The organism is Aeromonas sp. AE23HZ002T15 (assembly GCF_054165525.2).
Map to the genome: position 1 here is coordinate 2,877,887 of NZ_CM201342.1, position 12,114 is coordinate 2,890,000.

Sequence of the window (12,114 nt, forward strand, 5' to 3'; positions counted from 1 at the left end):
GGGCGCCGAGGTTAGACTCCTGACAGGGGAAACACGTGAAAGACTTACTCAAGTTTTTGAAGGCTCAGACCAAGACCGAAGAGTTTGACAGTATCAAGATCGGTCTGGCCTCTCCTGACATGATCCGCTCCTGGTCATTCGGTGAGGTCAAAAAGCCTGAGACCATCAACTACCGGACTTTCAAGCCGGAACGTGATGGTCTGTTCTGCGCCCGTATCTTCGGACCGGTGAAGGACTACGAGTGTCTGTGCGGCAAGTACAAGCGCCTGAAACACCGTGGTGTGATCTGCGAGAAGTGCGGCGTAGAAGTGACCCAGACCAAGGTCCGTCGTGAGCGCATGGGCCACATCGAGCTGGCCAGCCCGACTGCCCACATCTGGTTCCTGAAGTCCCTGCCGTCCCGTATCGGTCTGCTGCTGGACATGACCCTGCGTGACATCGAGCGCGTGCTGTATTTCGAATCCTATGTGGTTATCGAACCCGGCATGACCAACCTCGAGCGCAGCCAGATGCTGTCCGAAGAGAACTATCTGGACGCACTGGAAGAGTGGGGCGACGAATTCGACGCCAAGATGGGTGCCGAAGCAATCTTGGCATTGCTGCGCGCCATCGATCTGGAAGGTGAAGTCAAGACCATGCGCGAGGAGCTGGAACAGACCAACTCCGAGACCAAGCGCAAGAAGACCACCAAGCGTCTGAAGCTGATGGAAGCCTTCCTGCAGTCCGGCAACAAGCCGGAGTGGATGATCATGACAGTGCTGCCCGTGCTGCCGCCGGACCTGCGTCCGCTGGTACCGCTGGACGGCGGCCGTTTCGCGACTTCCGATCTGAACGATCTGTACCGTCGCGTGATCAACCGTAACAACCGTTTGAAGCGCCTGCTGGATCTGGCCGCCCCGGACATCATCGTGCGCAACGAAAAGCGCATGCTGCAAGAGTCCGTGGATGCCCTGCTGGACAACGGCCGTCGTGGTCGTGCCATCACAGGTTCCAACAAGCGTCCGCTGAAATCCTTGGCCGATATGATCAAGGGTAAGCAAGGTCGTTTCCGTCAGAACTTGCTGGGTAAGCGGGTCGACTACTCCGGTCGTTCCGTTATCACAGTAGGCCCGACTCTGCGTCTGCATCAGTGCGGTCTGCCGAAGAAGATGGCCCTGGAACTGTTCAAGCCGTTCATCTATGGCAAGCTGGAAACTCGCGGTCTGGCGACCACGATCAAGGCCGCCAAGAAGATGGTGGAGCGTGAAGAAGCTGTCGTTTGGGACATCCTGGACGAAGTGATCCGCGAACACCCGGTCCTGCTGAACCGTGCACCGACCCTGCACCGTCTGGGTATCCAGGCGTTTGAACCGACCCTGATCGAAGGTAAGGCCATCCAGCTGCACCCGCTGGTCTGTGCCGCCTATAACGCGGACTTCGATGGTGACCAGATGGCGGTCCACGTACCGTTGACCCTGGAAGCCCAGCTCGAAGCGCGCGCCTTGATGATGTCTACCAACAACATCCTGTCGCCAGCCTCCGGTGAGCCGATCATCGTTCCGTCCCAGGACGTGGTCTTGGGTCTGTACTACATGACCCGTGCCCGTATCAACGCCAAGGGCGAAGGTATGGTGCTGGCCGGTCCGAAGGAAGCAGAGAAAGTCTATCGCGCCGGTCTGGCCGATCTGCACGCTCGTGTGAAGGTGCGTATCACCGAATACCTGCGTCAGGAAGACGGTTCCCTGCTGCCGCGCACCGAGATGAAGAGCACCACAGTCGGTCGTGCGATCCTGAGCCTGATCCTGCCAAAAGGCATGGAATACGCCCTGATCGACGAGCCGAAGGTGCTGACCGCCGCCGAAGAGGCCGATCTGGCTGCCAATCCGCAGAACTGGATCAAGTACGTCTCCAACAAGGCGCTGGGCAAGAAGCTCATCTCTCGTCTGCTGAACACCTGCTATCGCAAGCAGGGCCTGAAGGACACCGTCATCTTCGCTGACCAGCTGATGTATACCGGTTTCCATTACGCGGCCCTGTCCGGTGCTTCCGTTGGTATCGATGACATGGTCATCCCGGATGCCAAGAAAGACATCATTGCGGCAGCCGAAGCCGAAGTCGCCGAGATCCAGGACCAGTTCCTGTCCGGTCTGGTGACTGCGGGCGAACGCTACAACAAGGTTATCGATATCTGGGCCAGCGCGAACGATCGCGTCTCCAAGGCCATGATGGATAACCTGTCCAAGGAGCGTAACGTCAACTCCCTGGGCGAAGAGGAAGAACAAGCTTCCTTCAACAGCATCTTCATGATGGCCGACTCCGGTGCGCGGGGTTCCGCCGCCCAGATCCGTCAGCTGGCCGGTATGCGTGGCCTGATGGCGAAACCGGATGGCTCCATCATCGAAACGCCGATCGTGGCGAACTTCCGTGAAGGTCTGAACGTACTGCAGTACTTCATCTCCACTCACGGTGCTCGTAAGGGTCTGGCGGATACCGCATTGAAGACTGCGAACTCCGGTTATCTGACTCGTCGTCTGGTTGACGTGGCACAGGACATGGTGATCACCGAGGACGATTGCGGCACAACCGACGGTCTGTGGATGACTCCGCTGATCGAGGGTGGTGACGTGGTCGAGCCGCTGCGTGAGCGCGTGCTGGGCCGTGTGGTCGCCGAAGACGTGATCAAGCCGGGTACCGAAGACGAAGTGTTGGTAGCCCGTAACACCCTGCTCGACGAGCAGCTGTGTGACCAGCTCGAGCGCAACTCCGTCGACCGCGTGAAGGTACGTTCTGCCATCACCTGTGAGACCGACTTCGGTAACTGTGCCCACTGCTACGGCCGTGATCTGGCCCGTGGTCATCTGGTGAACAAGGGTGAGGCTGTCGGTGTTATCGCCGCCCAGTCCATCGGTGAGCCGGGTACCCAGCTGACGATGCGTACCTTCCACATCGGTGGTGCCGCATCCCGAGCCGCTGCCGAGAGCAGCATCCAGGTCAAGAACACCGGTAGCATCAAGCTGCAGAACGCCAAGTTCGTTACCAACAACTCTGACAAGCTGGTTATCACCTCTCGTTCCACCGAGCTGACCATCATGGACGAGATGGGCCGTACCAAGGAAAGCCACAAGCTGCCTTACGGTTCCGTCCTGGAAGTGAAGGATGGCGAGGCCGTGAACGCCGGTGACACCGTCGCGAACTGGGATCCGCACACCCACCCGATCATCACCGAAGTGGCGGGTCGCCTGCACTTCGAGCACATGATCGATGGCGTGACCATCACTCGTCAGACCGACGAGCTGACCGGTCTCTCCTCCATCGTCGTGCTGGATGTCAACGAGCGTCCGAGTGCCGGTAAAGAGATGCGTCCGACCGTGAAACTGGTCGACCTGAACGGCAAGGATGTGATGATCCCGGGTACCGATGTTCCCGCCCAGTACTTCCTGCCGGGCAAGGCCATCGTGAACCTGGAAGATGGTGCCAACGTGGGCGTGGGTGACGCGGTTGCACGTATCCCGCAAGAGTCCAGCGGTACCAAGGACATCACCGGTGGTCTGCCGCGCGTTGCGGATCTGTTCGAAGCACGTCAACCGAAGGAACCGGCTATCCTGGCCGAGATCTCCGGTACCATCTCCTTCGGGAAAGAGACCAAGGGCAAGCGCCGTCTGGTCATCACCCCGACCGATGGTGGCGAGATCTACGAAGAGATGATTCCGAAGTGGCGTCACCTCAACGTGTTCGAAGGTGAAAAAGTTGAGAAGGGTGAAGTGCTGGCGGACGGTCCTGAGTCTGCTCACGACATCCTGCGTCTGCGCGGTATCAGCCCGGTCGCCAACTACATCGCCAACGAAGTGCAGGACGTTTACCGTCTGCAGGGCGTTAAGATCAACGACAAGCACATCGAAGTCATCGTTCGTCAGATGCTGCGTAAGTGCGAGATCCTGAGCGCTGGCGACACCGACCTGATCGAAGGCGAGCAGGTTGAAGTGGCTCGTGTGAAGATTGCCAACCGTAAGCTGGTTGCAGAGGGCAAGGCCCCGGCGACCTACCGTCATATCCTGATGGGTATTACCAAGGCATCTCTGAGCACCGAGTCCTTCATCTCCGCGGCGTCCTTCCAGGAAACTACCCGGGTTCTGACCGAAGCGGCCGTTGGCGGCAAGCGCGACGAACTGCGTGGCCTGAAAGAGAACGTGATCGTGGGTCGTCTGATCCCGGCTGGTACCGGCTTTGCCTACCACCACAGCCGGATCAACCAGCGTGCCGCCGCAGCCCGTGCTGTCGGTGTACCGCAGGTGACCGCCGATGAAGCTCAGCAAAACCTGGCGGATCTGCTCAACGCAGCCGGCAGTTTTGACGAAGAGTAATCTTCCGCTGCAGTGATGAGAAAGGGCCCCTTCAAGGGGCCCTTTTTTTATTTCCCATCCGGCGCCCGGTGTGCACTGGGCTGGGGCAGGGGATGATCCAGTGCAAGGTTATAGAGCAAAAAATCAAAAAAAGTTGACATTGACTCCCCGCAATTGAAAACTCGGGAAAGTTGAATGGTTATTACAGGGGTAGAACATGGCTGTCGGTATCGAGGAAGTGCTGCTTCCCGAAGATCAACTGAGCGGTCGCGCTTTTACAGACGAAGACAGGGAGTTGTTGCGTTCATATGAGGGCCTCATCGAGGGCCTGGCCGATCTGTTCGGCAAGCACTGCGAGGTGGTGCTGCATTCCCTGGAAAATCTGCATGAGTCAGTGATCAAGATTGCAAACGGCTTTAACACCGGGCGAACCCTGGGGGCGCCCATCACGGATCTGGCGCTGCGGATGCTCAAGGACATCGAGAGCACCGGCCAGGATCATACCCAGAGCTATTTCGCGCGCAGCCGTACCGGTGCGCTGATGAAGTCGAGCACCATCGCCATCCGCAACGGCGACAAGCAGGTGATCGGCCTCATCTGCATCAACCTGCATATCAATGCGCCTTTCCACGAATTCGTGGCCGAGTTTTTCCCGACCCCGCAACAGGTGGAGCGTCAATCGCCGGAGACCTTCGCCAACAGCGTGGAGGAGCTGGTCGCCCAGACGGTGGACAACACCATCGACGAGATCAACCGCGATCCGACCGTGGCGAACAATGCCAAGAACCGTTTTATCGTGACCCAGTTGTTCGAGAAGGGCATATTTGACATCAAGGACTCGATCAACCTGGTCGCGGACAAGCTGAATATTTCCAAACATACCGTGTATCTCTACATCCGACAGCGCAAGCAGGGTGAAGAAGAGAGCGAGTGAGTGCCATAGAAGGGGACAGACAAGAATGGCTAAAGAAGTGATTGCAACCGAGAAGGCACCTGCCGCAATTGGACCCTATGTACAGGGCACTAAGCTGGGCGAGTTGATCTTTACCTCCGGGCAGATCCCGCTCGATCCCACCACCATGGATATCGTCGCCGGTGGCATCGAGGCCCAGGCCGAACAGGTGATGAAGAATCTGGTTGCAGTATTGAAGGCGGCAGGCTCGGATACCGGCAAGGTCCTGAAGACCACCTGCTTCCTGAGCGACATGAACAACTTCGTGGCCTTCAACCAGGTCTATGCCCGCTACTTTGGCGAGTCCGCACCCGCCCGCTCCTGCGTGGAAGTGGCGCGTCTGCCCAAGGATGTGCTGGTCGAAGTCGAGGCCATCGCCCACGTCTAAGCCTGGCAGTCAGGAAGAGCCCCTCCCAGGAGGGGCTTTTTCGTCTTTGAGGTAGAATGGTTGCATATCCTTGCAGGAGTCCGGACATGAGTCTGAGTTTTGCCCTGCTGGTCACCGGGCCCGCCTACGGCACCCAGACGGCCAGCACCGCCTATCGCTTCGCGCTGGGCCTCATCGAACAGGGTCATCGCCTGTCCCACCTGTTCTTCTATCAGGACGGTGTCCATAACGGCAGCGGCTTGCATGCCCCTGCCTCCGATGAGACCGATCTGGTGGCGCTCTGGCGCGAGCTCGCCCTGGCTCACGGCATCGCCATCGATGTGTGCGTCGCCGCCGCCATGCGGCGCGGCGTGCTCGATGAGACCGAGGCCAGGGGGGTCGGCAAGGCGCAGTTCAACCTGCAGGCACCGTTTCGCCTGAGCGGTCTGGGGCAACTGGCCGAGGCCAGTTTGACCGCCGATCGCTTCGTGCAGTTCTAAGGGGGAGAGATGAGCAAGATTGCCTTTATCTGCCGGCGAGGTCCCCACGGCACGGCACACGGCCGGGAAGGGCTCGACGCCCTGCTGGCGACCTCGGCGTTGACCGAGTCGCTGGCCCTGTTTCTCATCGGCGACGGGGTGCTGCAACTGCTCAACGCGCAGCAGCCGCAGGCCATACTGCAGCGCCACTATGCGCCTACCTTCAAGATGTTGGAACTGTATGACATTGAGGAGGTCTATGTCTGTGCGGCCTCGCTCGCGGAGCGGGGCCTCGTGGCCTCGGATCTGCTGATCCCCGTGACGCCCTTGTCCCCCGATGAGATCCGCCGTGAGTGGGGGCGTTGCAGCACCCACATCAGTTTCTGAGGTGCCCATGATACAGCTGGTATTGAGTTCTCCCTTCCTCGGCCAGGGGCTGGAGCAGGCCCTGCGTTATCGCGATGCCTCGGATCCCCTGGTGCTGATGCAGGACGCGGTAGTGGCGGCAGCAGCCCCCATGTGGTGTGAACGGCTGGCCGGGATCCCGCTCTATGTGATGGGGGAAGACCTGCAGGCGAGGGGATTGCAGGGACGGATCGGGATGGAACTCGACATGGCCGGCCTGATCGCGCTGATCGCCGAACAGGGATCGCCGCAGACCTGGGCCGATTAGTTTTGGTTTTTAGCTGATAACTCAGATGGTTAACAGAATCCAGTACTGCCGTGATTTGCCCGTCCGGCGCACAAATTGTATAAATCTTGACTCCCCCGACAACAGGGCATAAAATTTCGCGTCCCCGTATCTGCGGGGAGGATTTTTCACACGTTTATGAAGTCATTATCAGGAGCCTTTTGATGGCAACTATTAACCAGTTGGTTCGCAAGCCGCGCGTCAAGCTCGTTGTAAAAAGCAACGTGCCGGCGCTGGAAGCGTGCCCTCAGAAGCGTGGCGTATGCACCCGTGTATACACCACCACCCCGAAGAAGCCTAACTCTGCACTGCGTAAAGTGTGCCGTGTACGTCTGACCAACGGCTTCGAAGTCACCTCCTACATCGGCGGTGAAGGTCACAACCTGCAGGAGCACTCTGTTGTTCTGATCCGTGGCGGTCGTGTCAAGGATTTGCCAGGTGTTCGTTATCACACCGTTCGTGGTGCGTTGGACTGTGCCGGTGTTAAAGACCGTAAGCAGGCTCGCTCCAAGTATGGCGTGAAGCGTCCGAAAGCTTAATGGTTCTCCGTTAAGTAAGGCCAAACGTTAATTCGTTTCTAGTTAGATAACTTTCTAGTTTTGGGTAACCCCTGAAGTTCACGGAGAATTTGAAATGCCAAGACGTCGTGTTGTTGGTCAGCGTAAAATCCTGCCGGATCCCAAGTTCGGATCTGAGCTGCTGGCCAAATTCGTCAACGTAGTAATGGTTGACGGTAAGAAATCTGTTGCAGAAGCCATCGTATACGGTGCCCTGGACATCATTGCCACCAAATCTGGCAAAGAGCACCTGGCCCTGTTCGAAGTCGCTCTGGACAACATTCGTCCGGCCGTCGAGGTTAAATCTCGTCGTGTCGGTGGTGCAACCTATCAGGTGCCGGTAGAAGTTCGCCCGGTACGTCGCAATGCCCTGGCAATGCGCTGGTTGGTTGATGCCGCTCGTAAACGTGGTGAAAAATCAATGGCTCAGCGTTTGGCTGGCGAGCTGCTGGATGCCGCTGACAATAAGGGTTCGTCTGTCAAGAAACGTGAAGACGTTCACCGTATGGCTGAAGCGAACAAGGCTTTCGCTCACTTCCGCTGGTAATCCGCCTGCGCAGGGCCTTCAGGCTCTGCGCACCTTCAGTTATCTAGGGGTACGCTCCTAGTAAGAGGATGACAATGGCTCGTACAACCCCCATTGAGCGTTATCGTAATATCGGTATCTCCGCTCACATCGACGCCGGTAAGACTACTACTACCGAGCGCGTTCTGTTTTACACCGGTGTAAGTCACAAGATCGGTGAAGTTCACGATGGCGCCGCCACCATGGACTGGATGGAACAGGAACAAGAGCGTGGTATCACCATCACCTCCGCCGCGACCACCGCTTTCTGGTCCGGTATGGGCAAACAGTTCCAACCGCACCGTATCAACATCATCGATACCCCGGGCCACGTTGACTTTACTATCGAAGTAGAGCGTTCAATGCGTGTTCTGGACGGTGCCGTGATGGTGTACTGTGCCGTAGGTGGCGTACAGCCACAGTCTGAGACCGTATGGCGTCAGGCTAACAAGTACAAGGTTCCCCGTATCGCGTTCGTCAACAAGATGGACCGTACCGGCGCCAACTATCTGCGCTGCGTTGAGCACATCAAGACCCGTCTGAAAGGCGTGCCGGTTCCCCTGCAACTGAACATCGGTGCAGAAGAGAACTTCAAGGGCGTTATCGACCTGGTCAAGATGAAAGCCATCAACTGGAGCGAAGCCGATCAGGGCGTATCCTTCGACTACGAAGACGTCCCGGCCGAGTTGCTGGAACAGGCGCAAGAAATGCGCATGAACCTGGTTGAAGCCGCTGCCGAAGCGTCTGAAGACCTGATGGAAAAATACCTGGGTGGTGAAGAACTGACCGAGGAAGAGATCAAACAAGCTCTTCGTCAGCGCGTTCTGAACAACGAAATCATCCTGGTTACCTGTGGCTCCGCGTTCAAGAACAAGGGCGTACAGGCCATGCTGGATGCCGTGGTTGACTATCTGCCGGCACCGACCGACGTAGCAGCCATCGACGGTCTGAAGCTGGATGGCGAGACCAAAGACGAGCGTCACGCTTCCGATGACGAGCCGTTCGCTGCTCTGGCATTCAAGATTGCTACCGACCCGTTCGTAGGCAACCTGACCTTCTTCCGCGTTTACTCCGGTGTGGTTAACTCCGGTGACTCCGTGCTGAACTCTGTCAAAGAGAAGCGCGAGCGTTTTGGCCGTATCGTTCAGATGCACGCCAACAAGCGTGAAGAGATCAAAGAAGTTCGCGCAGGCGACATCGCTGCTGCCATCGGTCTGAAAGACGTGACCACCGGTGACACCCTGTGTGACGAGAAGGCTCCGATCATCCTGGAGCGTATGGAGTTCCCAGAGCCGGTAATCTCCATCGCGGTTGAGCCGAAAACCAAGGCTGACCAAGAGAAGATGGGTCTGGCACTCGGCCGTCTGGCGCAGGAAGATCCGTCTTTCCGCGTATGGACCGACGAAGAATCTGGCCAAACCATCATCGCCGGTATGGGCGAGCTGCACCTGGACATCATCGTTGACCGTATGCGTCGCGAGTTCAAGGTAGAAGCGAACGTAGGTAAGCCGCAGGTTGCCTACCGTGAAACCATCCGCGATACCGTCAAGGATATCGAAGGCAAGCACGCCAAGCAGTCCGGTGGTCGTGGTCAGTACGGTCACGTTGTGATCGACATGTACCCGCTGGAAGAAGGCAAAGCCTACGAGTTCGTCAACGACATCAAGGGTGGCGTCATTCCGGGTGAATTCATCCCGGGCGTGGACAAGGGTATCCGTGAGCAGCTGAAATCCGGCCCGCTGGCAGGTTATCCGGTAATGGATCTGGGCGTGCGTCTGCACTTCGGTTCTTACCACGATGTCGACTCCTCCGAACTGGCGTTCAAGATTGCTGCTTCCATGGCGTTCAAGGCTGGCTTCATGAAGGCAAGCCCGGTTCTGCTCGAGCCGATCATGAAGGTCGAAGTTGAGACTCCGGAAGACTACATGGGCGACGTGATCGGTGACCTGAACCGTCGTCGTGGTCTGATCGAAGGTATGGAAGACGGCCCGTCCGGCAAGATCGTACGTGCCCTGGTGCCGCTGGCCGAGATGTTCGGTTATGCGACCGCCCTGCGTTCCGCTACCCAAGGTCGTGCTTCCTACGCCATGGAATTCGCCAAGTATCACGATGCCCCGACCAACGTCGCCCAGGCCGTGATCGAAGAGCGCAAATCCAAGTAATTTATGATTCCCCGCCTACGACGGTAGGCGGGTTTAACCTAGAAGGACTACGTCGTGTCTAAAGAAAAATTTGAGCGTAATAAACCGCACGTAAACGTCGGCACCATCGGCCACGTTGACCACGGTAAAACCACCCTGACCGCCGCCATCACCAACGTGCTGGCCAAGCACTTCGGTGGTAAAGCTTTCGCCTTCGACCAGATCGACAAGGCGCCGGAAGAGCGTGAGCGTGGTATCACCATCAACACCTCCCACGTAGAATACGACACCGCTACCCGTCACTACGCTCACGTAGATTGCCCGGGTCACGCCGACTACGTTAAGAACATGATCACCGGTGCTGCCCAGATGGACGGCGCAATCCTGGTAGTAGCAGCGACTGACGGCCCGATGCCGCAGACTCGTGAGCACATCCTGCTGGGTCGTCAGGTAGGCGTTCCGTACATCATCGTGTTCATGAACAAGTGCGACATGGTCGATGACGAAGAGCTGCTGGAACTGGTCGAGATGGAAGTTCGCGAACTGCTGTCCGAGTATGACTTCCCGGGTGATGACCTGCCGGTCGTTCGTGGTTCCGCGCTGAAAGCGCTGGAAGGCGAAGCTCAGTGGGAAGAGAAGATCCTGGAACTGGCTGGCCACCTGGACACCTACATCCCGGAGCCGGAGCGTGCGATCGATCAGCCGTTCCTGATGCCTATCGAAGACGTGTTCTCCATCGCTGGCCGCGGTACCGTAGTAACCGGTCGTGTTGAGCGCGGTATCGTGAAGGTTGGTGAAGAAGTGGAAATCGTTGGTATCAAAGATACCACCAAGACCACCTGTACCGGCGTTGAAATGTTCCGCAAGCTGCTGGACGAAGGTCGTGCCGGTGAGAACGTTGGCGCGCTGCTGCGTGGCGTGAAGCGTGAAGACGTGGAGCGTGGTCAGGTACTGGCCAAGCCGGGCACCATCAAGCCGCACACCAAGTTCGAATCCGAAGTGTACGTGCTGTCCAAGGAAGAAGGTGGTCGTCATACCCCGTTCTTCAAGGGCTACCGTCCGCAGTTCTACTTCCGTACTACCGACGTGACCGGTACCATCGAGCTGCCGGAAGGCGTTGAAATGGTAATGCCGGGCGACAACATCAAGATGGTTGTTACCCTGATCGCCCCGATCGCGATGGACGACGGCCTGCGTTTCGCCATCCGTGAAGGTGGCCGTACCGTAGGTGCTGGTGTTGTAGCCAAAGTTATCGCGTAATCGATACTTTATATGCGCACATGAAAGGGGTGGCTTCGGCCACCCCTTTTTACGTTTTGGGCCCTCTTCGCCCTGTGAGATACTGTGAAAAACATGACAGAGGTAGTTTCCCGTGAGTAAGCCCGCCATTTTTCTGGACAGAGACGGTGTCATCAACGAAGACACAGGTTATGTCAGCCAGGTCGACGACTTCCATTTCCTGCCCGGCGTCATCGAGGCCATGCAACTGCTGAAGAAGAAAGGCTACCTGCTGGTTGTGGTCACCAACCAATCCGGCATCGCCCGCGGCTACTTCAGTGAGGATGACTTCATGAATCTGACCGAATGGATGGACTGGTCGCTGGCGGATCGGGATGTGGATCTCGACGGCATCTACTTCTGCCCCCATCACCCGGATCACGGTGCCCCCTGCGATTGTCGCAAGCCAGAGCCCGGCATGCTGTTGCTTGCCAGGCAAGAACTGGGCATCGACATGGCCCGTTCCTACATGGTGGGCGACAAGCCCTCCGACTTGAAGGCTGCGCTCAATGCCAAGGTGGGTCACAAGGTATTGGTGCGTACCGGCAAGCCGGTCACCGATGCAGGGATCGCATTGGCCGATGCCATCTATGACGATCTGCATGATTTTGCGATGGCAGTGCCGGTTGCAGGTTGAGATCGCTCGCTTGACATGCGAATTGGTGGCTTTGTGAGCGAACGCGCGACGAAAGCCATCTTTTTGCAATAATCCCCTTGCCAGAAAGTTTCTGCTCCCTATAATGCGCCTCCATCGACAGGGCAAGC

Annotated in this window: 11 protein-coding genes; all 11 read left to right on the forward strand. The window is 57.7% G+C overall.

The genetic code is table 11. The features are described 5' to 3' along the window. Positions 1 to 35: 35 nt before the first annotated feature. The 11 genes from rpoC to gmhB all read left to right on the forward strand — a co-directional run bounded on the left by rpoC (position 36) and on the right by gmhB (position 11,986). Positions 36 to 4,340, forward strand: a complete 4,305-nt coding sequence (rpoC, locus tag ACT5M9_RS13395) for a DNA-directed RNA polymerase subunit beta' (RefSeq protein ID WP_438550603.1) — start codon at positions 36 to 38, stop codon at positions 4,338 to 4,340. Positions 4,341 to 4,536: 196 nt separating this feature from the next. Next, positions 4,537 to 5,253: a helix-turn-helix transcriptional regulator gene (locus ACT5M9_RS13400; RefSeq protein ID WP_457982455.1), complete on the forward strand. Its 717-nt coding sequence runs from the start codon at positions 4,537 to 4,539 to the stop codon at positions 5,251 to 5,253. Between the two features lie 25 nt (positions 5,254 to 5,278). Beyond that, positions 5,279 to 5,659 carry a RidA family protein gene (locus ACT5M9_RS13405; protein WP_457982454.1) on the forward strand — a complete coding sequence of 127 codons (381 nt, stop codon included), beginning with the start codon at positions 5,279 to 5,281 and terminating at the stop codon, positions 5,657 to 5,659. A gap of 86 nt (positions 5,660 to 5,745) precedes the next feature. After that, positions 5,746 to 6,138, forward strand: coding sequence for a sulfurtransferase complex subunit TusD (tusD, locus tag ACT5M9_RS13410; RefSeq protein WP_457982453.1), 393 nt, complete (start codon positions 5,746 to 5,748; stop codon positions 6,136 to 6,138). A 9-nt stretch (positions 6,139 to 6,147) separates the two neighbouring features. Beyond that, a complete protein-coding gene (gene tusC, locus ACT5M9_RS13415) occupies positions 6,148 to 6,504 on the forward strand; it encodes a sulfurtransferase complex subunit TusC (RefSeq protein ID WP_438550607.1) in 357 nt (118 codons plus the stop codon). 7 nt (positions 6,505 to 6,511) lie between these two features. Further along, the gene (tusB, locus tag ACT5M9_RS13420; RefSeq protein ID WP_438550608.1) at positions 6,512 to 6,790 is read left to right on the forward strand and encodes a sulfurtransferase complex subunit TusB; all 279 of its coding nucleotides are present in this window, start codon (positions 6,512 to 6,514) and stop codon (positions 6,788 to 6,790) included. Between the two features lie 182 nt (positions 6,791 to 6,972). Further along, positions 6,973 to 7,347 (forward strand): 30S ribosomal protein S12, encoded by a 375-nt coding sequence (rpsL, locus tag ACT5M9_RS13425; RefSeq protein WP_438550609.1) that lies wholly within the window; start codon positions 6,973 to 6,975, stop codon positions 7,345 to 7,347. Between the two features lie 94 nt (positions 7,348 to 7,441). After that, positions 7,442 to 7,912 (forward strand): 30S ribosomal protein S7, encoded by a 471-nt coding sequence (gene rpsG / locus ACT5M9_RS13430; RefSeq protein WP_010675949.1) that lies wholly within the window; start codon positions 7,442 to 7,444, stop codon positions 7,910 to 7,912. Positions 7,913 to 7,986: 74 nt separating this feature from the next. Further along, positions 7,987 to 10,092, forward strand: a complete 2,106-nt coding sequence (fusA, locus tag ACT5M9_RS13435) for an elongation factor G (RefSeq protein WP_438550610.1) — start codon at positions 7,987 to 7,989, stop codon at positions 10,090 to 10,092. 54 nt (positions 10,093 to 10,146) lie between these two features. Next, on the forward strand, positions 10,147 to 11,331 hold the full coding sequence (tuf, locus tag ACT5M9_RS13440; RefSeq protein ID WP_005306325.1) for an elongation factor Tu: 1,185 nt from the start codon (positions 10,147 to 10,149) through the stop codon (positions 11,329 to 11,331). A 112-nt stretch (positions 11,332 to 11,443) separates the two neighbouring features. Next, a complete protein-coding gene (gene gmhB, locus ACT5M9_RS13445; protein WP_457982451.1) occupies positions 11,444 to 11,986 on the forward strand; it encodes a D-glycero-beta-D-manno-heptose 1,7-bisphosphate 7-phosphatase in 543 nt (180 codons plus the stop codon). Positions 11,987 to 12,114: the final 128 nt, after the last annotated feature.

Coding starts and splice junctions, on each gene's coding strand:
- ACT5M9_RS13400 (WP_457982455.1), top strand. CDS start 4,537: ATGGCTGTCGGTATCGAGGAAGTGCTGCTTCCCGAAGATCAACTGAGC.
- ACT5M9_RS13405 (WP_457982454.1), top strand. CDS start 5,279: ATGGCTAAAGAAGTGATTGCAACCGAGAAGGCACCTGCCGCAATTGGA.
- tusD (WP_457982453.1), top strand. CDS start 5,746: ATGAGTCTGAGTTTTGCCCTGCTGGTCACCGGGCCCGCCTACGGCACC.
- tusC (WP_438550607.1), top strand. CDS start 6,148: ATGAGCAAGATTGCCTTTATCTGCCGGCGAGGTCCCCACGGCACGGCA.
- tusB (WP_438550608.1), top strand. CDS start 6,512: ATGATACAGCTGGTATTGAGTTCTCCCTTCCTCGGCCAGGGGCTGGAG.
- rpsL (WP_438550609.1), top strand. CDS start 6,973: ATGGCAACTATTAACCAGTTGGTTCGCAAGCCGCGCGTCAAGCTCGTT.
- rpsG (WP_010675949.1), top strand. CDS start 7,442: ATGCCAAGACGTCGTGTTGTTGGTCAGCGTAAAATCCTGCCGGATCCC.
- fusA (WP_438550610.1), top strand. CDS start 7,987: ATGGCTCGTACAACCCCCATTGAGCGTTATCGTAATATCGGTATCTCC.